This is a genomic window from Paraburkholderia sp. SARCC-3016, assembly GCF_031119615.1.
Lineage (GTDB): Bacteria > Pseudomonadota > Gammaproteobacteria > Burkholderiales > Burkholderiaceae > Paraburkholderia.
In genome coordinates this window covers 58,069-82,595 of record NZ_JAVHZD010000037.1, presented here as the reverse complement: position 1 = coordinate 82,595, position 24,527 = coordinate 58,069, and the positions used below count along the sequence as shown (strand labels likewise).

At 62.5% G+C, this 24,527-nt stretch carries 22 protein-coding genes and 1 pseudogene; 4 read left to right on the top strand and 19 right to left on the bottom strand.

Annotation, left to right across the window (positions count from 1 at the left end; all coding sequences use genetic code 11):
• From istA to guaB, 5 genes and pseudogenes are all read right to left on the bottom strand, one after another.
• Positions 1-772, bottom strand: a 772-nt coding sequence (istA, locus tag QYH69_RS30000; protein ID WP_308835304.1) for an IS21 family transposase, incomplete at its 3' end; no start/stop codon positions are given.
• 93 nt (positions 773-865) lie between these two features.
• Positions 866-1,435, bottom strand: a pseudogene (locus QYH69_RS29995) (tyrosine-type recombinase/integrase); the annotation flags it as partial.
• A gap of 311 nt (positions 1,436-1,746) precedes the next feature.
• Entirely contained in the window at positions 1,747-3,330 is a 1,584-nt protein-coding gene (guaA, locus tag QYH69_RS29990; protein WP_308835303.1) for a glutamine-hydrolyzing GMP synthase, read from the bottom strand.
• Between the two features lie 249 nt (positions 3,331-3,579).
• Entirely contained in the window at positions 3,580-4,425 is an 846-nt protein-coding gene (locus QYH69_RS29985) for a hypothetical protein (RefSeq protein WP_308835302.1), read from the bottom strand.
• A 6-nt stretch (positions 4,426-4,431) separates the two neighbouring features.
• Complete coding sequence (guaB, locus tag QYH69_RS29980) at positions 4,432-5,892, bottom strand: IMP dehydrogenase (RefSeq protein WP_308835301.1); 1,461 nt, start codon at positions 5,890-5,892, stop codon at positions 4,432-4,434.
• On the opposite strand from guaB, the gene QYH69_RS29975 reads away from it, so the two are divergent.
• Both QYH69_RS29975 and QYH69_RS29970 read left to right on the top strand, forming a co-directional pair.
• The gene (locus QYH69_RS29975; protein WP_308835300.1) at positions 5,867-6,220 is read left to right on the top strand and encodes a hypothetical protein; all 354 of its coding nucleotides are present in this window, start codon (positions 5,867-5,869) and stop codon (positions 6,218-6,220) included. The two genes, guaB and QYH69_RS29975, sit on opposite strands and share 26 nt — an antisense overlap.
• Positions 6,205-7,230, top strand: coding sequence for a DMT family transporter (locus tag QYH69_RS29970; RefSeq protein ID WP_308835299.1), 1,026 nt, complete (start codon positions 6,205-6,207; stop codon positions 7,228-7,230). The genes QYH69_RS29975 and QYH69_RS29970 overlap by 16 nt, the downstream gene beginning before the upstream one ends.
• A gap of 194 nt (positions 7,231-7,424) precedes the next feature.
• Here QYH69_RS29970 and QYH69_RS29965 read toward each other — a convergent pair whose 3' ends face one another.
• Complete coding sequence (locus tag QYH69_RS29965; protein WP_075156889.1) at positions 7,425-7,757, bottom strand: RnfH family protein; 333 nt, start codon at positions 7,755-7,757, stop codon at positions 7,425-7,427.
• Between the two features lie 31 nt (positions 7,758-7,788).
• Entirely contained in the window at positions 7,789-8,223 is a 435-nt protein-coding gene (locus QYH69_RS29960; protein WP_308835307.1) for a type II toxin-antitoxin system RatA family toxin, read from the bottom strand.
• A 291-nt stretch (positions 8,224-8,514) separates the two neighbouring features.
• Between QYH69_RS29960 and smpB the strand changes: the two genes are divergently transcribed.
• On the top strand, positions 8,515-8,961 hold the full coding sequence (gene smpB / locus QYH69_RS29955) for an SsrA-binding protein SmpB (protein WP_075156887.1): 447 nt from the start codon (positions 8,515-8,517) through the stop codon (positions 8,959-8,961).
• Between the two features lie 111 nt (positions 8,962-9,072).
• Here the strand turns inward: smpB and QYH69_RS29950 are convergent, their stop codons facing one another.
• From QYH69_RS29950 to ppsA, 3 genes are all read right to left on the bottom strand, one after another.
• Positions 9,073-9,999, bottom strand: coding sequence for a stomatin-like protein (locus QYH69_RS29950; RefSeq protein WP_308835298.1), 927 nt, complete (start codon positions 9,997-9,999; stop codon positions 9,073-9,075).
• 69 nt (positions 10,000-10,068) lie between these two features.
• Entirely contained in the window at positions 10,069-10,503 is a 435-nt protein-coding gene (locus QYH69_RS29945; RefSeq protein WP_308835297.1) for an NfeD family protein, read from the bottom strand.
• Between the two features lie 180 nt (positions 10,504-10,683).
• Positions 10,684-13,086 (bottom strand): phosphoenolpyruvate synthase, encoded by a 2,403-nt coding sequence (gene ppsA, locus QYH69_RS29940; protein ID WP_308835296.1) that lies wholly within the window; start codon positions 13,084-13,086, stop codon positions 10,684-10,686.
• 516 nt (positions 13,087-13,602) lie between these two features.
• On the opposite strand from ppsA, the gene QYH69_RS29935 reads away from it, so the two are divergent.
• Positions 13,603-14,418, top strand: a complete 816-nt coding sequence (locus QYH69_RS29935; protein WP_075156883.1) for a pyruvate, water dikinase regulatory protein — start codon at positions 13,603-13,605, stop codon at positions 14,416-14,418.
• A 21-nt stretch (positions 14,419-14,439) separates the two neighbouring features.
• On the opposite strand, the gene QYH69_RS29930 is transcribed toward QYH69_RS29935, so the two are convergent.
• The 9 genes from QYH69_RS29930 to rseP form a co-directional block, all read right to left on the bottom strand.
• Positions 14,440-15,225 (bottom strand): RNA methyltransferase, encoded by a 786-nt coding sequence (locus tag QYH69_RS29930; protein ID WP_308835295.1) that lies wholly within the window; start codon positions 15,223-15,225, stop codon positions 14,440-14,442.
• Positions 15,226-15,319: 94 nt separating this feature from the next.
• Positions 15,320-16,066 carry a ribonuclease HII gene (rnhB, locus tag QYH69_RS29925; RefSeq protein ID WP_374992521.1) on the bottom strand — a complete coding sequence of 249 codons (747 nt, stop codon included), beginning with the start codon at positions 16,064-16,066 and terminating at the stop codon, positions 15,320-15,322.
• An 80-nt stretch (positions 16,067-16,146) separates the two neighbouring features.
• Complete coding sequence (gene lpxB / locus QYH69_RS29920) at positions 16,147-17,316, bottom strand: lipid-A-disaccharide synthase (protein ID WP_308835294.1); 1,170 nt, start codon at positions 17,314-17,316, stop codon at positions 16,147-16,149.
• A 6-nt stretch (positions 17,317-17,322) separates the two neighbouring features.
• Positions 17,323-18,111, bottom strand: coding sequence for an acyl-ACP--UDP-N-acetylglucosamine O-acyltransferase (gene lpxA / locus QYH69_RS29915; RefSeq protein WP_075156879.1), 789 nt, complete (start codon positions 18,109-18,111; stop codon positions 17,323-17,325).
• Between the two features lie 44 nt (positions 18,112-18,155).
• Positions 18,156-18,617, bottom strand: coding sequence for a 3-hydroxyacyl-ACP dehydratase FabZ (fabZ, locus tag QYH69_RS29910; RefSeq protein WP_075156878.1), 462 nt, complete (start codon positions 18,615-18,617; stop codon positions 18,156-18,158).
• Positions 18,618-18,940: 323 nt separating this feature from the next.
• A complete protein-coding gene (lpxD, locus tag QYH69_RS29905) occupies positions 18,941-20,041 on the bottom strand; it encodes a UDP-3-O-(3-hydroxymyristoyl)glucosamine N-acyltransferase (RefSeq protein ID WP_308835293.1) in 1,101 nt (366 codons plus the stop codon).
• Positions 20,042-20,137: 96 nt separating this feature from the next.
• Positions 20,138-20,680, bottom strand: coding sequence for an OmpH family outer membrane protein (locus tag QYH69_RS29900; RefSeq protein ID WP_308835292.1), 543 nt, complete (start codon positions 20,678-20,680; stop codon positions 20,138-20,140).
• Positions 20,681-20,714: 34 nt separating this feature from the next.
• Positions 20,715-23,027, bottom strand: coding sequence for an outer membrane protein assembly factor BamA (bamA, locus tag QYH69_RS29895; RefSeq protein WP_308835291.1), 2,313 nt, complete (start codon positions 23,025-23,027; stop codon positions 20,715-20,717).
• Between the two features lie 64 nt (positions 23,028-23,091).
• Positions 23,092-24,525: an RIP metalloprotease RseP gene (gene rseP, locus QYH69_RS29890; RefSeq protein WP_308835290.1), complete on the bottom strand. Its 1,434-nt coding sequence runs from the start codon at positions 24,523-24,525 to the stop codon at positions 23,092-23,094.
• Between the last annotated feature and the right edge of the window lie 2 nt (positions 24,526-24,527).

Sequence of the window (24,527 nt, the reverse complement as noted above, 5' to 3'; positions counted from 1 at the left end):
GCATGAGGTTAGACTGCTTGAGCTGGCTCGTCAGCGGCACATAGAAGTTGCCCCGCAGATACCTGTGGAATCGCTCGACCTTGCCCTTCGTTCTTGGCCGATGCGGCTGACACAGCCTCGGGATGAAGCTGTAGCGCTTCGCCACGTCGAGAAGTCCCGAGTGCCAGCGGTGCTGGCCAGGACCGTATGCATCACGCTGAACCACGATGGTCCTGGCGTTGTCATACAGGATTTCGCGCGGCACACCGCCCAACTCGTCAAACAATGCGTGATGACAAGCGACCAGGGTCTCGGCCTTCTCATTCGTTGTGAAGCGCGCCCAACGCCAGCGGCTGAAGCCGAGCGTCGCCGTGAAGGCGTATAGAGGATGCGCGCCCCGGCGAAACACGACGAAGTCGCATTGCATCTGGCGCCCCGGATCGGTCTCGAACCGCACGATCGGGTCGGGCTTCGCCAGCGGCGTATGAAGCTTCATCAGCGACTGAAGACTGCGCAGTTGCCCCTCGTAGCCGAGAGCACGTAGCTCGCGAAGCAATGCCGGCGCGGCAATTGTCTCCGGCGCCGCGGCCTGCATACGCTCGAAGACGTATGTCTTGAACGCCTCAAGTTTGGTGGGTCGCGGGTCTCGCTGCTTGTAGCGCGGCACGTCCCCGGCCGCCAGGTATCGAGCCACGGTATTGCGGGAAATGCCTAGGCGCCGCGCGATCTCGCGTTCGGATATTCCCTGAGCTTTGAGCACATGGATTTGCATCCACTGTTCCTTCTGGAGCATCGCCGGCCTTTGCGCGCAAAAGACCGACTGTACTGAAAGGTGGCTCAGTTTTACTTCGCGCGAAGTGGCTCATTATTACTTTGCGCCCAACAGCCCCACGCTATCAGCAGGGTTGTCCACCTTTTCTCCATGAGCGATAGCGTGGACATAGACCTGCTTCACGATGTCCCGAATTTGCACCGCCGTAGCCGGTGCGCCGCATTCGTTGACCTTATTACATAAAGTCCGCAGGTCTTCAGGCTGGATTTCGGTCAGCAGACGATTGCGGAAAACCGGCAGGATGTCCCGGGCGATGATGTGCTTGCGCGCGGCGCGAGTACTGTCGGCCCATCGTGCATGAGCCAGATATGTTTCCATCGCCGTGCCGAAGGTCTTGATGTCGGTCACGCGGCGTTTCTCGCGCTGCTTTTCAAGCGCGGGCGATGAGCCTCTGAGAACGGCTTTACGTGCGTCCAGGAGTAATTCACGCGCCATCGCAAGCGAAATACCGTCAGGCCCATAGCGCCCGAGGGTCAGCGTTTCGCGTCGACCGTTGAGACGGTAATCGTAGCGGAAGGTGACGGTACCGCTGGGCGATACCGTCACGTACATCCCATCCCGGTCAGAAGCCTTATAAATCTTGGACTTAGGCTTGAGATTGCGTAGTGCAGCGTCGGTGAGCATCGAGGTTTCCTCCGGTATTTTGACGGCTTTACCGTCAGGTTTTACCGTCAGGGATCGGGAGACCTGTTGATGCCCGGAAAGCCGCGTAAAACAAGCTTTCCCGAGAAGACTTTTACCGTCAAAGACGGTAAAAGTCTGAATAGTGAACGAGAATGTCTTGATCCGGCCTCGATTTTTACCGTCAGCTCTACCGCCAACTTGTTTTGCTGGCCGACGATAGCCACCGATAGATGTCGCGACGTATTTACTTGAAAATCAGCACGTTACGGATGTTGTTCGATAGCTGACGATAGTCCCCGAAGGACCTAAATTCACTCCCACTCAATCGTCGCCGGCGGCTTACCCGAAATGTCGTACACCACACGATTGATCCCGCGAACCTCGTTGATAATCCGGTTCGACACATGGCCGAGCAGATCATGCGGCAGATGCGCCCAATGCGCGGTCATGAAGTCGAGCGTCTGCACCGCGCGCAGCGCAACGACATATTCGTAAGTGCGCCCATCCCCCATCACGCCGACGCTCTTCACCGGCAGAAACACCGCGAACGCCTGGCTCGTCAGGTCGTACCACGACTTGCCGGTCTCCTTGTCGATAAACGTGCGCAGCGTCTCGATGAAAATCGCATCGGCGCGGCGCAGCAAATCGGCGTACTCGCGCCGGACTTCGCCGAGAATCCGCACGCCAAGGCCCGGCCCCGGGAACGGATGGCGATACACCATCGCCGGCGGCAGGCCAAGCTTGACACCGAGTTCGCGCACTTCATCCTTGAACAGATCGCGCAGCGGCTCGAGCAGTTTCAGATTCAGCGTTTCGGGCAAGCCACCCACGTTGTGGTGGCTCTTGATGGTCTGCGTCGCTTTCTTGCCCTTGCCCGCCGACTCGATCACGTCCGGATAGATCGTGCCCTGCGCAAGCCACTTTGCGTCCGTCAGCTTCGATGCTTCGGTCTGGAACACTTCGACGAACTCGGCGCCGATAATCTTGCGCTTCGCCTCCGGGTCGGTCACGCCGGCGAGCTTCGACAGGAACGCCTCGCTCGCATCGACGTGAATCACCTTCACGCCGAGGTGATCGGCGAAGGTCGCCATCACCTGTTCGGCTTCGTTCAGACGCAACAGACCATGATCGACGAACACGCACGTCAGCTGACCGCCAATTGCACGATGCAGCAGCGCGGCCGCGACCGACGAATCAACGCCGCCCGACAGGCCAAGAATGACGTGTTCGTTACCGACCTGCGCACGAATCTGCTCGACCGCCTCGTCGATATAGTTGCCCATCTCCCAATCGGGCTTCGCGTCACAGATCTGCAGCACGAAACGTTCGAGCATCGCGCGGCCCTGCACCGTATGCGTGACTTCCGGGTGCCATTGCAGCCCGTAGAAATGGCGCGTTTCATCGGCCATCGCCGCGATCGGGCACGATTCCGTCGACGCCATCAGCTTGAAGCCCTCCGGCATGTCGAGCACCTTGTCGCCGTGGCTCATCCACACCTTGAGCATGCCGTGGCCTTCCGGCGTGCGGAAGTCTTCGATGCCTTCGAGGAAGCTCGTATGGTTGCGCGCCCGCACCTCCGCATAACCGAACTCGCGCAGATGCCCGCTGTCGACCTTGCCGCCCAGCTGCTCGGCCATCGTCTGCATGCCGTAGCAAATGCCGAGCACCGGCACGCCGAGTTCGAACACCGCTTGCGGCGCACGCGGCGTGTCGGTCTCGACCACCGAACTCGGACCACCGGACAGGATGATGCCCTTGGGCTTGAACTCGCGAATAAACGCGTCGCTGACGTCGTGCGGATGAATTTCCGACAGCACGTGCGCCTCGCGGATGCGCCGGGCAATCAGTTGGGTGACTTGCGAACCAAAGTCGAGGATCAGGATCTTGTCATGCATGGCAGCGGGCGGAATCGAATGGATGAAGATACGGAAAACTGCGCGTCTCGCGCGGGTTTGATCTGAGTTCTTGAACTGACTTTTTCGTGGCCCTCGTCGTCGGGGCGGCGGCCCGATGAATCGGGTTTTCGTTGTTCACGCGCGCGGCAAAATGGGCGCAAGCAGCGAAGGCCGGATAGCGCGAAACCATGCTTGCTGAAGCACGGGCGGACTGCGGGATCGGCTGGAAGCGGCGCAACGACGAGCGCCTCAGCCATGAAACGGCGGCCTCGGCGAGCCGGGCGATCCCGCCGCATCGCGGCGCGCCTCCTCGCGTGCTTCGCGTGCGGCTTCGGCATGCGCCTCGGCGTCGGTTGCCGGGCCGCGCTGGCTGGCCGGCACCGCGGCAGCATCGGAGTCGAGCGCAGATCCACGCGCAGGTTCCAGCGGGCGTCCGCTCACCGGATCGACCGCCCGTCCGGTCGCCGGGTCGATCGTGCGGCCGGTTGCGGGATCGATCACCGTCGCCTGACGCGGCGACAGCACCGGTTCGATGACAGGCTCCGTCGCCGCATAACCGCCGGCGGCCGGCGTCGCGCGTGCGGCCGCTTGCGCCTTCGCCTCGACTCGGGCTTCCTGCTTCGCGTCTTTCGCCGCCTGCCGCGCTGCGGCCTTATCGGCACGTTCCGCGGCGACCACTTCGGCCGCGATCGCGCGTTCGCGGCGCCGGACCGCGCGTGCAAGCCGCACGCCGCCCAGCCCGACGACCAGCAATACGATCGCGACCACTACCGCCACCAGTTGCCCGAAGCCCGTCAGCGGCGGCGTATGCAAGCCGATCAGCCAGACCAGCATCAGCAGCGCCGTCAGCCAGTTCACGTGCCCGATCACCTTGGCGACCGTCGCGGTCAGCGCGCCGTCGAGCGACGCGTGCAATGCCAGCCACGCCAGCCCGATCAGCGCGAGCCCGAAGCCTTGCCCGACCAGTACCGGATCGGTCTGCACGAGGTGCAACGCGTCGTACAGCGATTTCCACGGCGACGCGAGAAACAGCAGCCCGAACGCCAGCAGCAATAGCGCATCGATGATCAGTACGGCACGCAGGAGCGGCTTCATCGGCGATCAGTCCACGTGATAGTTGGGCGCTTCCTTCGTGATCTGCACGTCGTGCACGTGCGATTCGCGCATGCCGGCCGCCGTGATCTGCACGAACTCGGCTTTCTCGTGCAGCTCGTCGATCGTGCTGCAGCCGCAGTAGCCCATGCTCGCGCGCACGCCGCCAATCAACTGGAACAGGATCGCGCTGACCGCGCCCTTGTACGCGACGCGGCCTTCGATGCCTTCCGGCACGAGCTTGTCGATATTCGCGGAGTTGTCCTGGAAGTAGCGGTCCGCCGCACCGTCCTTCATCGCGCCGACCGAGCCCATGCCGCGATACGACTTGTACTGGCGGCCCTGATACAGGAACACGTCGCCCGGCGACTCTTCGGTGCCGGCCAGCATGCTGCCCATCATCACCGTATTGGCGCCGGCCGCGAGCGCCTTGCTGACGTCGCCCGAGAAGCGCACGCCGCCGTCCGCGATCAGCGGCACGCCCGAGCCTTTGAGCCCTTCGGCGACGTTCGAGATGGCCGTGATTTGCGGCACGCCGACGCCGGCGACGATACGCGTCGTGCAGATCGAGCCGGGCCCGATGCCGACCTTCACGCCGTCCGCGCCATATTCGACGAGCGCCTTCGCCGCACTTGCCGTGGCGATATTGCCGCCGATCACATCGACGTGCGGGAAGTTCTTCTTGACCCATTTGACGCGCTCGAGCACGCCCTTGCTGTGGCCATGCGCGGTATCGACGACGATCACGTCGACACCGGCCTGCACGAGCAGCGACACGCGCTCTTCATTGTCCGCACCGACGCCGACCGCCGCGCCGACGCGCAGCTTGCCATGTTCGTCCTTGCACGCGTCCGGGTGTTCGGTCTGCTTCGTGATGTCCTTGACCGTCATCAGCCCGCGCAGCTCGAATGCGTCGTTGACGACGAGTACACGCTCGAGCCGATGGCTATGCATGAGCGCCTTCGCTTCGGCGAGCGGCGTGCCTTCCTTGACCGTGACGAGACGCTCGCGCGGCGTCATGATCGTGCGCACGGGTTCGTCCAGACGCGTTTCGAAGCGCAGGTCGCGGTTCGTAACGATGCCGATCAGCTGCGCGCCTTCGACCACCGGAAAACCCGAAATGCCATGCTGTTGCGACAGCGCGATCACATCGCGCACCTTCATTTGCGGCGGAACCGTGATCGGATCGCGCACGACGCCCGATTCGAAGCGCTTGACCTTCGCGACCTCGCGCGCCTGCTCGGCCGCGGTCAGATTCTTGTGAACGATGCCGATGCCGCCTTGCTGCGCCATGACGATGGCCAGACGCGCTTCGGTGACCGTGTCCATGGCGGCGGACACGAGAGGCATATTCAGGGAGATATTGCGGGTCAGTCGGGTTTTCAGGCTGGTGTCGCGCGGCAGAACGTCGGAGAAGGCCGGGACGAGGAGCACGTCATCGAACGTGAGTGCTTTCTGGATCAGACGCATGGCAAATCCTATAGGCGCAAAAGCGAATTATACGCGATACCTCCCCGGTTTTCATCGTCCGAACAGTCAGTTAGCGAATTTCGTCTGGTTTTTCATGCGCGATGGCATCGTATTTGCCAGCGCATTTCGCTTTTCCGTTCAGGTGCGGTTCGATCGCTTTTCGTTTCGGATTCGGGTTTCGGATTTGCGTCCGGTCGTTCGTTGTGCGCTTATGCGCTCGAGCAAGCGCGCGGTTGCAGAATCGAACAAGACGCCGCCGAATGGCGCGCGCTATGCTGCGCGCACTTTCAGTCTTTCGGATCGGGGCAGGCAATGCGGCGCGGCGTGATGTACGGAATGATGGCCGGAGCGTTATGGGGCACGGTTTTCCTCGTGCCGCGGCTGCTCGCCGATTTTTCGCCGCTGCTGCTCAGTTCGGGCCGGTACATGATGTATGGCGCGGTGTCGATCGTCGCCGCGCTGCCGTCCGCGCGCTCGCTGCTGGCGCGCCTCACCGCTGCGGATATTGCCGCGCTCGTCAGGCTGGCGCTGGCCGGCAACCTGCTCTACTACCTGCTGCTGACCGGCGCCGTGCATATGGTCGGCATCGCGCCCGCTTCGCTGATCGTCGGCGTGCTGCCGGTCACCGTCACGCTGCTGGGCCGGCGCGATCATGGCGCGGTGCCGCTCGCGCGGCTCGTCTGGCCGCTCGCGATGGTGCTGGCCGGCATCGCGTGCATCAATATCGACGTGTTTTCGGCCGCTGCGGGTTCGGGCGCGGACGCGCTTGCAGGCGCCGGCGTGGCGCCGATAGCCGGCAGCCCGATCGCGACGAAGCTCGCGGGTCTCGCATGCGCCGCAGGCGCACTCGTTTCGTGGACGTGGTTCGCGGTCGAAAACGCCCGCTATCTGCAGCGCAACGACCATTTCAGCGGCAGCGAATGGTCGGTGCTGTGGGGCATCGTCACGGGTCTGCTCGGCGCGGCGCTGTGGGTGGTCGTGGCCGCGTTGCCGTCCGGCTTCGCGACCGCGCCGCATGGCCCCCTCGCCGATTCGCGCTGGCATCTGTTCTGGATGCTGAACCTCGGGCTCGCGATCGGCGCGTCGTGGCTCGGCAACGGTCTGTGGAACGCCGCGTCCAAGCGCCTGCCGCTCACGCTGTCAGGGCAGATGATCGTGTTCGAAACGCTGTTCGCGCTGCTTTACGCGTTTATCTACGACCACCGTCTGCCGCGCCTTTTCGAGGCAGCCGCGATTGCGTTGTTGCTCGCAGGGGTCAGCTGGTCGGTGCGCCAGCATGCGGACGACAGCGCGAAGCGCACGTCACTCGAGGAAAAGGCGCAGGCCGCCGTACATTGATTGCCGGACGACCGGCACGCACGGCGCCGTAACCGCAGGAAACAGCCGCAGGAAACACACGGCAAGCAACGCCAGGCGCGACAAGCGCAATCAGTGCGATCGGTGCAACCAGCGATCAGTGCGGCGAGCGCGTCGGCCGGCAACGCTCGAAAGAAACGTCGGCGAAAGAAACGCCTGCGAAAGAAACGCCTCCCTTAGCGCGAATCCTTCGGCAGCCACTTCCGCCCCTCGATCGACCCATCCCGGCGCGTCTTCTCGACGCGCCGCTGCCGTGCAAGCTTCGGGTCGACGATAAGCGGACGGTAGATCTCGACGCGATCATGGTCGGCGAGCACCGCATCGAGCGGCTTCAGCTTGCCGAACACGCCGACCTTCTGCTTCGTCAAATCGATCTCCGGATGGCGCGCGAGGATGCCGCTCGCGCCGATCGCCTGTTCGAGCGTCGCGCCTTGGGGCAACTGCAGCGGGATCAGCGTCTGCTGGTCAGGCAGCGCGTAGCAAACCTCGATCGACAGCAAAGCATTCATGATCGGCCGCCCATACTCATTGCGTGCCTCATTACTTGCCGTAGCGCTGGTCTGCGCGCTTCACGAACGATTCGACGAAGGTGTTCGCGATATGGCTGAACACTGGCCCAATCAGCTTCTCGAGGATGATGTTCGAGAACTCGTAGTGCAGCGCGAATTCGATCTTGCACGCGTCCGAGCGCAGCGGCGTGAAGCGCCAGAAACCGGTGAACTTGCGAAACGGCCCGTCGGCGAACTGCATATCGATGCGCGAGGGTCGCTGTTGAGTGTTGTGTGTGGCGAAGTGCTGCTTGATGCCCTTGAAGTTGATGTCGATGCGCGCTTCCATGCCGTTCTCGTCCTGCTGACGAATCTCGACGCCACCGCACCACGGCAGGAAATTGGGGTAGTCCTCGACGTCGGTGACGAGGTCGAACATCTGTTCCGCCGAGTGGCGTATCAACACGGTTTTCTGGACATCTGCCATAAAGTAAACGGCACGCAGCGAGAGTAAAACGGTAATAAGAGAGTACGCGACCTGATAGCGCAAACGCACGCGAGTGACGCAAGTACGCCCGGCGCGATTCAAACGGAACACAAGCCGGATACAAACGGGGCCACAAACGCGACCCCAAACGCGACCACAAACACGCCCCCAACCCGACGCCTTGACGCGACAAACAGCTAAAAATCGCTCAAAAAGCACGCCGGACACGGCGGCTTTCAGGCTTCGCTTTGCTAAAATCGTGATTTTAAACGAGTTGGGCAATTTCCATTCATGAGCATCATCGAAAACAGGAAGGCCTTCTTCGATTACTTCATCGAAGAACGCTACGAAGCCGGACTCGTGCTCGAAGGATGGGAAGTCAAGGCGCTGCGCGCGGGCCGCGGGCAGATCAAGGAAGGCTACGTCGTGATCAAGAATGCGGAGCTGTTTCTGATCGGCACGCACATCAGCCCGTTGCCCGAAGCCTCGACGCACATCACGCCCGACCCGGTGCGCACGCGCAAGCTTCTGCTGCACTCAGCAGAAATCAGCAAACTGATCGGCAAGATCGAGCAGCGCGGCTACACGCTCGTGCCGCTGAACTTTCACTACAAGGGCGGCCGCGTCAAATGCGAAATCGGCCTCGCGAAGGGCAAGAAACTGCACGACAAGCGCGAGACCGAGAAGAAACGCGATTGGGAACGTGAAAAAGCACGGCTGATGCGCACGCCGACGTGACACGCGCCGCGGCGCCAACGAGGCGCTGCACGGCGCTTCTGCACGTCCGCACCGGCGGCGGCGCCAAACCCGCCAGCCGCGCCAGCCGCGCGAGCATCAAAAATGAAAAACTCAGGCGTTAGCGCCCTTCTGCTGTTTGACGATCGTCAGCGCCGACGCGATCATCGAACTCATCTCCGACAGGTTGCCCGGCACGATCAGCGTATTGCCCTGCTTCGCGAGATTCGCGAACGCATTCACGTACTGCTCGGCTACCTTCAGGTTCACGGCTTCCATGCCACCCGTCGACTGGATCGCCGCGGCAATCTTCTGAATGGCCTGCGCATTCGCCTCCGCGACCGCGAGAATCGCCGCCGCCTGGCCTTGCGCCTGATTGATCGCCGCCTGCCGCTCGCCTTCCGACTTCTGGATCGCCGCCTCACGGCCTCCTGACGCGATATTGATCTGCTCCTGCTTACGGCCCTCGGATGCCGCGATCAGCGCGCGCTTTTCGCGCTCCGCGGTGATCTGCTGCTGCATCGCGTGCAGGATTTCCTTCGGCGGCGTCAGGTCCTTGATTTCGTAGCGCAGCACCTTCACGCCCCAGTTGGACGCAGCCTCGTCGAGCGCGGACACGATACTGTGATTGATGAAGTCGCGCTCCTCGAACGTCTTGTCGAGTTCGAGCTTGCCGATGACCGAACGCAGCGTGGTCTGCGACAGCTGCGTAATCGCGAATACGAAGTTGCTCGAGCCGTACGACGCCTTCATCGGGTCCGTCACCTGGAAGTACAGCACGCCGTCCACCTGCAGCTGCGTGTTATCGCGCGTGATGCAGACCTGACTTGGCACGTCGAGCGGAATCTCCTTCAGCACATGCTTGTAGGCGATGCGGTCGATAAACGGCAGCACGAGCGTCGCCCCCGGTGTCAGCGTCGCATGGTAGCGGCCAAGCCGCTCGACAATCCATGCGTGCTGCTGCGGCACGATCTTGATCGTCCGGCCGATCAGCACGATCACGATAATCAGAAGCACGACCGCGAAGATCGTCGATTCCATTGCTGCACCTCTTTTCTGGTTTGCTTCGTTATGCCGTTGATTCGCCTGCTTGCCGCTCCGCTATCCCCGTTACCGCTCGGGACTCGCGACGACAACCAGACAACTGCCGCGCAACGCGGTGATGCGGTAGACGCGCGCATCTTCGGGCTCGCCGGGCGCGAGCTCGACATCCCAGGCTGCGCCGCGATATTGCGTCCGCGCGCGGCGATCGTGCCACTCGGGCACCGTCAACGTCGCGCCGATATCGAGATTGACGTCGGGATTCTGTGCGGCATCGGCGCGCAGGTTGCGGCCCAAGCGCGAGCGCCGCAACAGCGCCACCGCGACGAGCGCGACGAGCGCCGCCACCGCGAGCTGCGCCGGTAACGGCGCACCCGCAAGGCGCGCAAGCGCCGCGGCAACGAAGCCGAGCGCGATCATCAGCAGATAGAACGTGCCGCTCGTGAGCTCGAGCACGATCAGCACGCCCGCGCCGACCCACCAGAACCAGCCTGTTAGCGCCACTTCGGCCTCCCCAAAGCAAAACACCCCGGAACCATCCGGGGTGTTTTATAGCACGAACTCAGTCGCGAATCTGGACGGATTTGTGTCTGCAATCGACGCCTGCCCGGCATTCTTGCGGCACTCGCGCTCGTACTTGTGCTTGTATTTGCGCGCAAGTGCCGCCGGGACAATGCGTGCTACTTACTTCGTCTGCAGCTTCGCCAACGCCTGCCACGTCTCGATGATCGTGTCCGGATTCAGCGACATCGACGCAATGCCGATTTCGGTCAGCCACTGCGCGAAGTCCGGATGATCGGACGGGCCCTGGCCGCAAATGCCGACGTACTTGTCCAGCCGCAAGCACGTGTCAATCGCGCGCTTCAGCATGAACTTGACTGCCGGATCGCGTTCGTCGAAATCGGCCGCGAGCAGTTCCATGCCCGAATCGCGATCGAGGCCGAGCGTCAGCTGCGTCAGGTCGTTCGAACCGATCGAGAAGCCGTCGAAGTACTGCAGGAATTCTTCGGCAAGAATCGCGTTCGACGGCACCTCGCACATCATGATGAGCTTGAGGCCGTTCTGGCCGCGCTTGAGGCCGAACTTCTCGAGCAGCCCGACCACGCGTTCCGCCTGCTTCAGCGTGCGCACGAACGGCACCATGATCTCGACGTTATCGAGGCCCATCTCTTCGCGCACGCGCTTCAATGCCGCGCATTCCATCTCGAACGCCAGCGCGAAGTCTTCGGCGATATAGCGCGATGCGCCGCGGAAACCGAGCATCGGATTTTCTTCATCCGGCTCGTAACGCGAACCGCCGATCAGCTTCTTGTACTCGTTCGACTTGAAGTCCGACAGACGCACGATGACGGGCTTCGGATAGAACGCCGCCGCGATCGTCGCAATGCCTTCGGTCAGCTTGTCGACGTAGAACGCGCGCGGCGATGCATGGCCGCGTGCGACGCTCTCGACCGCCTTCTTCAGATCCTGATCGACGTTCGGGTACTCGAGAATCGCCTTCGGATGCACGCCGATGTTGTTGTTGATGATGAACTCGAGCCGCGCGAGGCCGACACCCGCGTTCGGCAACTGCGAGAAGTCGAATGCGAGCTGCGGATTGCCGACGTTCATCATGATCTTCGTCGGGATCGGCGGCAGCTCGCCGCGCTGCACTTCGGTCACTTCCGTTTCGAGCAGACCGTCGTAGATGCGTCCTTCATCGCCTTCCGCGCACGACACGGTGACGAGCGCGCCGTCCTTCAGCACGTCGGTCGCGTCGCCGCAGCCGACCACCGCCGGCACGCCGAGCTCGCGCGCGATAATCGCCGCGTGACACGTGCGGCCGCCGCGGTTCGTGACGATCGCGGATGCGCGCTTCATGACCGGCTCCCAGTTCGGGTCGGTCATGTCGGCGACGAGCACGTCGCCCGGCTGCACACGTTCCATCTCCGACGGATCGTGAATCACGCGCACCGGACCCGCGCCGACCTTCTGGCCGATCGCGCGCCCCGTGGCGAGCACCTGCGACTGGCCCTTGAGCTTGAAACGCTGTTCGGACTTGCCGTTACCCTGGCTCTTCACCGTCTCGGGCCGCGCCTGCAGGATGAAGATCTTGCCGTCGCGGCCGTCCTTGCCCCACTCGATGTCCATCGGGCGCTGGTAGTGCTTCTCGATGATCACCGCGTACTTCGCGAGCTGGATCACGTCTTCGTCGGTGATCGAATAACGGTTGCGCTGCTCGGGCGTCACGTCGACGGTCTTCACGCGGCCTTCTTCGCCGGCTTTCGTGAATTCCATCTTGATGAGCTTCGAGCCGATCGAACGGCGGATGATCGGGTACTTGCCCTGCTCGAGCGTGGTCTTGAACACGTAGAACTCGTCCGGGTTCACCGCGCCCTGTACCACCGTTTCGCCGAGGCCGTAGCTCGACGTGATGAACACGGCATCCTTGAAACCCGATTCGGTATCGAGCGTAAACATCACGCCGGCCGCGCCGACGTCCGAGCGCACCATGCGCTGCACGCCCGCCGACAACGCGACTTCAGCATGCGTGAAGCCCTTGTGGACGCGATACGAAATGGCGCGATCGTTGTACAGCGACGCGAACACGTGCTTCATGCGATCGAGCACGTCTTCGATGCCGGCCACGTTCAGATAGCTTTCCTGCTGACCGGCGAACGATGCGTCGGGCAGGTCTTCGGCCGTGGCCGACGAACGCACGGCGAACGAGAGATCGGGCGTGCTTTTCGACAGCGTGTCGAACGCAGCGCGGATTTCCTGTTCGAGGCGCGCCTGCAACGGTGCATCGACGATCCACTGGCGAATTTCCTTGCCCGCGGCGGCGAGTGCCTTCACGTCGTCGACGTCGAGCGTTTCGAGACGTTGGGCGATGCGTTCGGTCAGATTGTTGTGCTGCAGAAAGTCGCGAAAGGCGAGCGCAGTGGTGGCAAAGCCGGTCGGCACCTGAACGCCCGCTTCGGCGAGCTGGCTGATCATCTCGCCCAGCGATGCATTCTTGCCGCCGACAATGTCCACGTCGGTCATTCGCAACTGTTCGAACGGAACTACATACGCCTTGTCCTTTGCGACGTTAACTGCGTTAGTCATACAAGCCCCTAAGAGTGGAAGAAATACACGATTGCGCAAGTGGGCTTGCACGCGCGGCGCTCATTGGAAGCGTTCGCGCGTCTTGCGCAACCTGTTGGAGAAACAATCGCCTGTGCGGCAAACCTTTAATAACCGCCCGGCGAATTCACGAGCTGACGCCCAAACTGACATCTGAGCGCCACTGGCCTTCGGTTTGCTTGCAATTGCTTATCCAACAGGTTGCCGCTATTCTACCGTGCCGATTCCCCGAAATGTGCCGGTCGGCCAACAATGGCGCGAAGCACGCCGCAAAGCCGCCTGCTCGATGCGGGTAAAATCGCGCAGAAGCCCGGCCGGCGGGCATTGCTGTACCGCGCTGCGCCTTGCGGCGGCGCGGACGTCCAGGCGGACCCGCATTGACGTACCGCCATTGACGTGCCGCCATTGACGTACCGCATCGGTGCTCCGCATTGATGCACATTTCGTGCCGCACCCTTTGTTCGAGCGGTTCGCGCCGCTCACGTTCCCCTCAGACCGATGCCGCCCACCGTATTCATCGTTTCCGACGGTACCGGGATCACTGCCGAAACTTTCGCGCATTCGATCCTCTCCCAGTTCGACCAGAAATTCCGGCTCGTTCGCGTGCCGTTCGTCGACTCGACTGAAAAAGCCTACGCGACACTCGAGAAGATCAACGAAGCGGGCCGCCAGGAAGGCCGCCGGCCGATCGTCTTCACGACGCTCGTGAACAGCGCGTCGAACCAGATCGTCAAGGACTCGGATGCGCTCGTGCTCGACATGTTCCAGACCTTCGTCGAGCCGCTCGAACAGGAACTCGAGCTGAAGTCGAGCCACGCGATGGGCCGCGGGCACCAGAACGCCGACACCGAGGAATATAAGAATCGCATCGAGGCGATCAACTTCTCCCTCGCGCACGACGACGGCCAGTCGAACCGCAATCTTGCCGAAGCCGATGTGATTCTCGTCGGCGTATCGCGCAGCGGCAAGACGCCGACCAGCCTGTATCTCGCCATGCAGTACGGCGTGAAAGCGGCGAACTATCCGCTGATTCCCGAGGACTTCGAACGCGCCAAGCTGCCCACGCCGCTGCTCGCGCATCGCGAAAAAATGTTCGGACTGTCGATCGATCCGCAGCGTCTCGCCGAAATTCGCAACGAACGGCGTCCCGGCAGCAAGTATGCGTCGCTGGAAAGTTGCCGCTACGAGATCAACGAAGCGGAAGCGATGATGCGGCGTGAGGGAATCAAGTGGCTGTCGTCGACGCACAAGTCGATCGAGGAAATCGCGACGACGATTCTTCAGGAAATCCGGCTCGACCGGCCTGCGTACTGAACGGGCGCTGATCGTCCTGCCTCATCGACGCCCGCGCTGCTGCCGGCACTGCTCGAACAGGCACACGGCGGCGGCGGCCGCCACGTTCAGCGATTCCATGCCGCCCGGCTGCGGGATCGTAACCCGATGCGTCACGGCGGCGCGCCATGCCGCCGACACTCCCGCGCCTTCATTGCCGAACACCCACGCAAGCTGCCCGGACAGGTCGCAATCGTAAAGCGCCTGTGCGCCATGCGAGTCGGTGATCGCGACCGGCATCGCGAGCCGCTCGATCAATGCATGCGGCTCGATATCCTCGTGGATGCGCAACAGAAAATGCGCGCCCATCGCCGAGCGCAGCACCTTCGATGCCCACGCATACGCGGTGCCCTGCATACAGAACACATCGCCGATACCGGCTGCGGCCGCACTGCGCAGAATCGACCCGACATTGCCCGCGTCCTGCACGCCGTCGAGCACGACGCAGCTCTGCGTCACGCGTTCGGGCAGCGGCATGGCGGGCCGCTCGACGAGCAGCAGCAGGCCGACGCCATTGACGACATTCGATAGCTGACCGAACAACGTATCGGGCAACGTCACGATGCGCGACGATTCGATGCGCGCGACGATTGCCTGGGCTTCGTCGTGATGCAATGCGCCTTCGGTCACGACGCAGGTTTCGGGCTGGCCCACGGTATCGAGATACGCGCTCGCAAGATGAAACCCTTCGAGCAGCGCATGCGCGCTGCGACGCTGCTGATGCGTCGAGCCGGCGAGCGCCTTCAGGCGCTTGTAGAGCGGATTGTCGCGCGAGGTAATTGGCTTCACGTCTGGGGCTTCACGTCTGGGGCTTCACGTCTGCGGCTTCACGTCCGGGCTTCGTCGGGAATGTCAGGTCTGGAAGTCGGGCGCGGCGCCCGGTTCAAAACGGCGGGCGATCGAGATCGAGCGACGCGTCTTCGAACGCCGCGTCGACAACCAGCATTTCGGATGGCAGATCGCCGGGCGCGACCCCAAGCCGCAGATGCGCTTCGCGCACCGGTGCGAACGAGCGCCGGTGATGCGCGCAAGGCCCATGCTCGCGTAGCGCGAGCAGATGCTGCGGCGTACCGTAGCCGGCATGCGCATCGAATCCGTACATGGGAAAGGTCTGATGCAGGTCGAGCAACATGCGATCGCGCGTCACTTTCGCGAGAATCGAGGCCGCCGAGATGCACGGTACCAGCGCATCGCCGCTGACGATCGCCTCGCTGCGCACGCTCAAGGTCGGGCAGCGGTTGCCGTCGATCTTCGCGAGCGTCGGCACGATCGACAGCCCTTCGACCGCGCGTTTCATGGCGAGCATGGTCGCGTGCAGGATGTTCAGCGTATCGATCTCTTCGACCGATGCGGAGGCGACGCACCATGCGAGCGAGCGCTCGACGATCTTGTCGTAGAGCGCCTCGCGCTTCTTCGCGCTCAGCACTTTCGAGTCGTCGAGGCCGCGAATGCGCCGCTTCGGATCGAGAATCACGGCGGCAGCCACCACGGGCCCGGCCAACGGCCCGCGCCCCGCTTCGTCGACACCGCAGACGATATCGAGCGGCGATTCGAAGTCGAGTCCCGGCTGCACGACGGTCACCGTTCCGGCGACCGCCGTCCGGACCTTTTTCGACGCGCTGTTTGCCATGTTCTTTGCCGCGTTTTTTGCCGCACTCATTGCCTGTTCGGCCGCGACGGTCTTCGTGCGTCTCGACGGCGCTTTCTCGTTCATGCCCGCCCCTTGTTACGCGACTCGACCACCTGCGCGACCGCTTCCGCGGCGCGCTGTGCCGTGTTCTGCCTCAGCGCGTGATGCATTTCCGTGAAAATTTCCGTCAGCGTGCGCCGGTTTGCGTCGTCGCGCAACTGCGTCAACGTCGCATCGGCGAGCGCTTGCGGCGTCGCGAAATGCTGCAGGATTTCCGGCACGACGAAGCGCCCGGCCAGAATGTTCGGCAGGCCGACATACGGCAGGTAGCCCTGGCGGCGCATGATCTGCCCCGTGAGCCACGGCACCTTGTATGAAATCACCATCGGCTTCTTCAGCAGCGCCGCTTCGAGCGTCACCGTGCCGCTCTTCACGAGCAATGCATCGGCTGCGGTCATGGCGAGTTGCGCGTTGCCGTCGGTCACCGTCAGTGCAAGTCCGGGGTGCGCGTCGACCAGCGGCTTGAGCTGCTCGCGCAGCGCCGGTGTCGCGGCCGGCATCACGAAGCGCACGCCGGGCTCGCGTTCCTGCATCAGCGCCATCGCATCGAAGAACGTCGGGCCGATCAGTTCGATTTCCGAGCGGCGGCTACCGGGCAGCACCGCGATGACGGGACCGCCGGCAGGCAAACCGAGCGTGGCGCGCGCGCCGGGCACGTCGGGTTCGAGCGGAATCTGGTCAGCAAGCGGATGGCCGACATACGTCGCGGCGACGCCGGCCTTTTCGAGCAGCGGTTTCTCGAACGGAAACACGCACAGCATATGGTCGACCGCTTTCGCGATCTTCTTGATGCGCCCGCCGCGCCACGCCCAGATCGACGGGCACACGAGATGCACGGTTGGAATACCGGCATCGCGCAGCGCGTGTTCGAGGCCGAAGTTGAAATCGGGCGCATCGATGCCGACGAAGGCGTCGGGCGGGTCAGCGAGCAGCTGCCGCTTGAGTTCGTTGCGAATGCCGAGAATCTCGGGAATATGCCGCAGCGCTTCGACATAGCCGCGCACCGTCAGCTTTTCCATCGGAAAATGCGCATCGAAGCCATGCGCGATCATGCGCGGACCGCCAATGCCGTAACTGCGCGCGGCGGGTAGCCGTGCCGCAAGGCCATCGAGCAGGGCCGCGCCGAGAATGTCGCCGGACGGTTCGCCGGCGACCATCGCTAGCCGCGGCTGACTGGAGTGCAGCGGCATCGCGCGTTAGCGGATGATGCCGCGCTGCGACGATTCGACGAAGTCGACAAACGCGCGCACCGCTTCGTCGCCGTCGCCGCCCGCGGACGCGAGCTCGCGCAACTGCAGCTTCGCTTCTTCGAGCGACAGGCCGTTCTTGTACAGCAGCCGGTACGCCGATCGCAGCGCCGAAATCGCGTCGGGCGAAAAACCGCGCCGACGCAGCCCCTCGACGTTGATGCCGTGCGGTTCGGCCTTGTTGCCGGCCGCGATCACGAACGGCGGCACGTCCTGCACGAGCGCCGATGCGCCGCCGAGCATCGAATGCGCGCCGATGCGCACGAACTGATGCACGCCGGACATGCCGCCGACGATCGCGTAATCGTCGATCAGCACATGCCCCGCCATCTGCGCGTTGCTCGACAGAATCACGTTGTTGCCGATCTGGCAATCGTGGCCGACGTGCACGTAGGCCATGATCCAGTTGTCGTCGCCGACCGTCGTCACGCCCGTGTCCTGCACGGTGCCGGTGTGAATCGTCGTGAACTCGCGGATCGTGTTGCGGCTGCCGATCACGAGTTTCGTCGGCTCGCCCTTGTATTTCATGTCCTGTGGCCGGCCGCCGATCGATGCGTAGTGGCCGATCGTGTTGTCTTCGCCGAGCGTCGTGTGACCTTCGATCACGCTATGCGAACCAACCGTGGTCCGCGCGCCGATCGTGACGTTCGCGCCGACGATGGCGTACGGTCCGATTTCGACCGTGTCGTCGAGCTGTGCGCCCGGCTCGATGATCGCAGTGGGATGAATCCTGCTCATGCGCCCTCGCTTTGTATTCCAGTTCGCGTTGAGTCTTGCCGCCGTCAGCCTTCGTCCGACGTGCGCACCGCGCACATCAGGTCCGCTTCCGCCGCGACCGCGCCGTCGACTTCCGCGCGCGCCTTGAACTTCCAGATGCCGCGCATATGACGCTCGAACGTCACGTTCAGGATCAGCTGGTCGCCGGGTTCGACGACGCGCTTGAAGCGTGCATTGTCGATGCCGACGAACAGGTACAGCGTGTTGTCGGGATCGTGCGGCTCTTCCGCGAACGTCAGCAGCGCGGCCGTCTGCGCGAGCGCTTCGAGAATCAGTACGCCTGGCATGACCGGGCGCTTCGGGAAATGTCCGACGAAGTACGGCTCGTTGATCGTGACATTCTTCAGCGCCTTGATCGCCTTGTGCGGTTCGAGTTCGATCACCCGGTCGACCAGCAGGATCGGGTAGCGATGCGGCAGCAGCGTCAGAATCTTGTGAATGTCGAGGTTGATTTTTTCGGTGCTCATGGTATTTCGTTTCACGCGCAGTTTTCTTCGCGGTGGTGTCGCAGTTTCACCGCAGTTTCGTCGCAGTTTCGCCGCAGTTTTGTGACCGATGGCGCGACGATGAAGCGGTTGCCGGTGCATTGAATGGGTCACGTGCTGCCGACGGGCCACTGAAGCTCCCGGGCGGCTACGGGCGGCGCCCTCGGTCCGGTCCGCCCGCTTCATGCTTTCCGGGCGGTGCCGGCCGGCGCTTCTCGATTGTGCGTTTCTGCTCCCTAGTTGTCGTTTGTTGCTTGCGCCTGCCGATGCTGCTTGCGCCTGTTGCTCGCGCTTGCTGCCAGACCTTATGCCTTGCCGCTCGCGTCGCCCGCAACCTTGCCTTCAACCTTTGCCTCGACCCTGGCTTCAAGCGCCTTGATCCGGTCGCGCATCTTGTCGAGATTGCGCAGCAGCGCAGCACTCTTGTTCCAGTCCGCATGCTCGACGGCCGGAAACGCACTTGTGTACAAACCCGGTTTCAACAGCGACTTCGACACGCCAGACTTCGCGGTGATGATCACGTAGTCGCCGAGCGTCACATGGCCCGCGATGCCGACGGCGCCGCCGATCATACAGTGCTTGCCGATCGTCGTGCTGCCCGCGATGCCCGCGCAGCCAGCGATCACCGTATACGCACCGATGCGGCAATTGTGCGCGATTTGCACGAGGTTATCGATTTTCACGCATTCCTCGATCACGGTGTCGGCCATCGCACCGCGGTCGATCGTCGTGTTCGCGCCGATCTCTACATCGGGACCGATCATCACGCCGCCGACCTGCGGAATCTTGACCCAGCTGCCCGTGCGCGCATCGCCCTCGCCAACGAAGTCCGGCGCGAAGCCGAAGCCGTCCGAGCCGATCACCGCGCCGGACTGCACGATCGCGCGCTCGCCCAGGGTGCAGCCATGGTACACGGTGACATTCGGATACAGATGCGAACCGGCGCCGATCCTCGTGCCGCGGCCAACGAACACGTTCGCATCGAGGCGCACGTTTTCGCCAATGACCGCACCCGCTTCGACGGTCACGTTAGGGCCGATTACTGCGCTTGCCGCAATCTGCGCCGATGCGTCGACGTGTGCGCTTCGATGCACGCCCGGTACCGCCTTGGGAGAAGCGAGGTCGATGAATGCCTGCGCAACGCGGGCGAAGTAAGCGTACGGATTCGGCGTGACGATGAAGTTACGTCCGCCGGGCGATGCGAGTTTCGCGAGGTCGTCCGCGTTGATCAACACGGCCCCCGCCTCGGTGGTATCGACCTGCGACAGATACTTGGGGTTCGCGAGGAACGCCAGGTGTTCCGGCCCAGCCTGATCCAGCGGTGCCAGATTGCTGACGCGATGCGTGCGGTCTCCGATAATGTCGCCGCCGAAGCGTCTGGCGATCTCCTCGAGCGTAAAAGCCATATGCGTGTACTGCTCCTGATTTCGGTTAGCGCCCAGGTTGGCGCTTGACAAGGTACCGGGCACATTGGCTTCGGTACCGGCGTGCTGCTTTTTGCGTTAGTTCGAATTGTTCGATGCGGCAAGCGCCTTCAACACCTGATCGGTAATATCGATGCGCGGACTCACATACACCGCCTCCTGCACGATCAGATCGTAATGCTGCTGTTCGGCGATCTGCTTGATCACCTTGTTCGCGCGGTCCAGCACCGCGGCGAGTTCTTCATTGCGGCGCTGGTTCAGATCTTCACGGAATTCGCGCTGCTTGCGCTGAAAATCGCTGTCGAGCTGCGACAGGTCACGCTGCTTCTGCGCGCGGTCGGCCGGCGACATCGTCGGACCATTCTTGTCGAGCGAATCGGACATCGACTTCAGACGTTGCGCCATATCCTGAAGATCCTTGTCGCGCTTCGCGAACTCGGCTTCGAGCTTCGCCTGGGCCGCCTTTGCCGCCGTCGACTCGCGCAGGATGCGGTCCGAATTGACGGCCGCAATGCGCGCTTCCTGTGCTTGCGCGGCTGGCACGACGCCCGCCCCGAAAGCCGCCGCCAGCGCCAGCGCGCATGCCACACGTTTCGAAATCATACCGGTTCGCAAAGTCATCCTCTCGATACTGTAAGGGTCGCCGTTCGTCCGGTCAGAATGCCGTCCCGATCTGGAACTGGAACTTCTGATACTGGTCGCCCGTGTGCTTCTGCAGCGGGAAGCCCAAGCTCAGCTTGAGCGGCCCGATCGGCGAAATCCACGCAAGACCAAAGCCGTAAGCGTAACGCAGGCCGTTCGAACCGACCGTCGTGTCGCCGCCCTGGGCAGGATCACCCCAGACGTTACCGGCGTCGAGGAAGGTGAACACACGCAGCGTACGGTCATAGCCGGTACCCGGCAGCGGGAATGTCAGCTCGATATTGCCGACGAACATCTTGTTACCGCCGACCGGATCGTTCGTGGTCTTGTCGCGCGGACCCAGCGAGCTCGGCTCATAGCCGCGCACCGAACCGATACCGCCCGCGTAGTAGTTCTTGAAGATCGGGTACGGATTGCCGATACCGTTACCGTAGCCGCCCTGCACGTTGAAGCCGAGCACGAAACCGCGCGCAAACGAGTAATAGTACTGCGCCTGCAGATCGGCCTTGTAATACTGCGTGCCGCCGACCGGCGTGCCGTATTCGGCATTCGCCTGCGTGAAGTAACCGCGGCTCGGCACGAGCGCGCTGTCGCGATTGTCGCGTGACCAGCCGATCGTGAGCGGCACGTTGTTCGACACGCGGCCGAAGTCCTGCACATAGTTCTTGTACGTCTGCGGCGTGTTCGCATCGATATCGAGCGTGTTCTGTTCGAAGCCCACGCCGAAGAAGACCGTATCGACTTCGGAGAACGGGATACCGAACTTGAGGTCGCCGCCGACCGTCACGATCCGGAAGCTCGAATCGGTCGAATAGAAGAGCGGCTCATACGTGCGGTAATAGACATCGGTAATACGCTTGATGCCATCCACCGTGAAGTACGGGTCGACCTGCGTGACCGTCAGCGTGCGATACGTCTTCGCGGTGTTCACGTTCACCGACAGGCTCGTGCCCGAACCGAACACGTTGTCCTGCGACACGCCGGCCGAGAGCACCACCTTGTCCGTCGACGAGAAGCCCGCACCGAGCGTGATCGCACCCGTCGGTTTCTCGGTCACCTTCACATCGACGTCGACCTGGTCGGGCGTACCTTCGACGGGCACCGTCGTCACGTCGACGTCGGTGAAGTAACCGAGACGGTTGATGCGGTCCTTCGACAGCGCGAGGCGGTTCGAATCGAACCACGAGCTTTCGAGCTGGCGCATTTCGCGGCGCACCACTTCGTCGCGCGTACGCGTATTGCCGACCACGTTGACCCGGCGCACATAGACGCGGCGGCTCGGGTCGACCTGCAAGGTGAGATCGACCTTGTGATGCTCCTGATCGATTTGCGGCAGTGCGTTGACGGTGGCGAACGCGTAACCGTATTCGCCGAGCTTGTCGACGATCGCTTTGGTGGTGGCCTGCAGCTTTTCGGCCGAGAAGCGCTCACCCGGTTTGATCTTGATCAGCTTGTTGAGCTCGGCCTCGCGATCGAGCAGATTACCCGCGAGTTTGATGCTCGAGATCGTGTACGGCTCGCCCTCGTGCAACGTAATTGTCAGGTACATGTCCTTTTTATCGGGCGTGATCGACACCTGGGTCGACTCGATGTTGAACTCGAGATAGCCGCGATTAAGGTAGTACGAGCGCACGTTTTCGAGGTCGCCGGTCAGCTTTTCCTTCGAGTACAGATCGTTCTTCGTGTACCAGGAAAACCAGTTCGGCGTAGACAGCTGCATTTCGTCGCGCAGCGTGCCCGTGCTGAAAGCCTTGTTGCCGATGAAGTTGATCTGGCGGATTTTCGCGCTCGGACCTTCGACGACCGAGAACAGCAGGCCCACGCGGTTGCGGTCGATCGGCGTGACCGTGGTGGTGACTTCCGCTGCATAGAAGCCGCGCGTCAGATACTGGCGCTTCAGTTCCTGTTCGGCCTTGTCGACGAGCGCCTTGTCGTAATACCGGCCTTGCGACAAACCGACTGCGCGCAGCGCTTTCGTCAGGTTGTCTTTTTCGAATTCGTGAATGCCGGAGAAATCGATCGTGCCGATGGCCGGGCGCTCGACCACCTGGACGATCACGACATTGCCTTCGGTCGCAATCTTGACATCGTTGAAAAAACCCGTTGCGTAGAGCGCGCGGATCGCTTCGGAAGCTTTATCGTCAGTGAACGTATCGCCCTGCTTGATCGGCAGGTACGAGAACACGGTACCCGGTTCGACCCGTTGCAAACCCTCGATCCGAATGTCTTGCACCACAAAGGGTGTCGTTGCGTGGGCGACCAGCCCATGCGCGGCGAATGCCGCGGCTACAACTGTTTTAGGAACAAAGCGATGAGGTTTGAACAACGTGCTTCCCCAGTGTTATAGCTGCATCAGGTCCGACGGTCGTTGCGAACGCCGCCTGACACCTTTAAAAATGGATTAAACGAGCAAGATCGTTAAAAAGCGCAATCGCCGACAGGGCGACGATGCATGCGAGTCCCGCTCTTTGAAGAACCAGCTGCCAGCGATCGGATACCGCCTTACCCGTAACCGCCTCAACCAAATAATATAACAGATGCCCCCCGTCCAATACCGGAATTGGTAAAAGGTTGAGAACGCCGAGGCTTATGCTGACGAGCGCGAGGAACGAAAGGAATGCTGAAGGTCCGAGCCTTGCGCTCTTGCCTGCATAGTCAGCAATCGTCACCGGACCCGACAGATTCTTCAGCGATGCTTCGCCGATAATCATGCGGCCGAACATCCGGATCGAATAGACACCGAGTTCCCATGTGCGGTTTGCGCCGAGCCGCAAACTTTCGATCGGCCCGTAACGCACGTCGATCGAAGGCACTTGCGTAGCGAGTTCGGCGCCGATACGGCCGACGTTCTCGCCGGTTGCATCGTCGCGCTGCGCGGCGGGCACCAGCGTGATCGTATGCATGGCGCCCGCTTGCGCGTCCGCTCTTGCGTCTGTTCGTGCGTCCGCTTGTGCGTCCTGCGATGCACGCGCGCCGCGCTCGACTTGCAGCGTGATCGGCTTACCCGCGTGCGACTTGATGTAGTTGATGAACGTCGTCGCGTTATCGGCGGGATGGCCGTCGACCGCGCGCAGACGATCGCCCGCTTCGAGGCCCGCGCGTTGCGCCGCGCTGTCGCGCTGCACCCCGGCCACCGACAGCGTGCCGCCGCCCGGCTCGAAGCCCAGGCGCGACATGAAATTGTCATCGACTTCCTTGTCCGACAGGGCCTCGAGGCTCAGCGGAAAGTCGAACGTGCCATTCCTGTCCTTCGCCGTCAGCACGACGTTGCGATGATCGAATGCCGCCCCAAGCAGCTTCCAGCGCAAGTCGGACCACGAACGCACAGGCTCCGTTTCGCCGCCGCTCGCATCGCGTACCGCGGTGACCGTTTCGCCGCCTTCGAAGCCGGCGCGCGCGGCAGCCGTATTCATCGCAGGCGAGGCGACGATTGCCGCCGGCTCGGTCACACCGGTCGCGAACACGGCGGCAAACAGCACGATCGCCAGCAGGAAGTTGGCGATCGGTCCCGCCGCGACGATCGCAAAGCGCTTGCCGACCGATTGCCGGTTGAACGCATAGCGCAGTTCGTCGTCGGGAATGCGCGCGCCCTCTTCGCGCTCGTCGAGCATCTTCACGTAGCCGCCGAGCGGCAGCATCGCGATCGTCCATTGCGTGCCGGTTTTCCTGCTGACCCACTGCGCAAGCGGTTTGCCGAAACCGATCGAGAAACGCAGCACCTTCACGCCGCACAATCGCGCGACGCTATAGTGGCCGTACTCGTGTACCACCACCAGCACGCCGATCGCAACGATAAAGGCGAGTACTTCGGTCAGCAGATTCATAA

Bases quoted from the DNA above. Each gene is read 5' to 3' on its own strand.
- fabZ (WP_075156878.1), bottom strand. From the start codon at position 18,617: ATGAGCACCGAAAAAATCAACCTCGACATTCACAAGATTCTGACGCTG.
- QYH69_RS29935 (WP_075156883.1), top strand. From the start codon at position 13,603: ATGCCGCCCACCGTATTCATCGTTTCCGACGGTACCGGGATCACTGCC.
- guaA (WP_308835303.1), bottom strand. From the start codon at position 3,330: ATGCATGACAAGATCCTGATCCTCGACTTTGGTTCGCAAGTCACCCAA.
- rnhB (WP_374992521.1), bottom strand. From the start codon at position 16,066: ATGGCAAACAGCGCGTCGAAAAAGGTCCGGACGGCGGTCGCCGGAACG.
- rseP (WP_308835290.1), bottom strand. From the start codon at position 24,525: ATGAATCTGCTGACCGAAGTACTCGCCTTTATCGTTGCGATCGGCGTG.
- QYH69_RS29950 (WP_308835298.1), bottom strand. From the start codon at position 9,999: ATGGAATCGACGATCTTCGCGGTCGTGCTTCTGATTATCGTGATCGTG.
- lpxB (WP_308835294.1), bottom strand. From the start codon at position 17,316: ATGCCGCTGCACTCCAGTCAGCCGCGGCTAGCGATGGTCGCCGGCGAA.
- guaB (WP_308835301.1), bottom strand. From the start codon at position 5,892: ATGCGTCTGATCCAGAAAGCACTCACGTTCGATGACGTGCTCCTCGTC.
- ppsA (WP_308835296.1), bottom strand. From the start codon at position 13,086: ATGACTAACGCAGTTAACGTCGCAAAGGACAAGGCGTATGTAGTTCCG.
- lpxD (WP_308835293.1), bottom strand. From the start codon at position 20,041: ATGGCTTTTACGCTCGAGGAGATCGCCAGACGCTTCGGCGGCGACATT.
- lpxA (WP_075156879.1), bottom strand. From the start codon at position 18,111: ATGAGCAGGATTCATCCCACTGCGATCATCGAGCCGGGCGCACAGCTC.
- smpB (WP_075156887.1), top strand. From the start codon at position 8,515: ATGAGCATCATCGAAAACAGGAAGGCCTTCTTCGATTACTTCATCGAA.
- QYH69_RS29970 (WP_308835299.1), top strand. From the start codon at position 6,205: ATGCGGCGCGGCGTGATGTACGGAATGATGGCCGGAGCGTTATGGGGC.
- QYH69_RS29960 (WP_308835307.1), bottom strand. From the start codon at position 8,223: ATGGCAGATGTCCAGAAAACCGTGTTGATACGCCACTCGGCGGAACAG.
- QYH69_RS29985 (WP_308835302.1), bottom strand. From the start codon at position 4,425: ATGAAGCCGCTCCTGCGTGCCGTACTGATCATCGATGCGCTATTGCTG.
- QYH69_RS29900 (WP_308835292.1), bottom strand. From the start codon at position 20,680: ATGACTTTGCGAACCGGTATGATTTCGAAACGTGTGGCATGCGCGCTG.
- QYH69_RS29965 (WP_075156889.1), bottom strand. From the start codon at position 7,757: ATGAATGCTTTGCTGTCGATCGAGGTTTGCTACGCGCTGCCTGACCAG.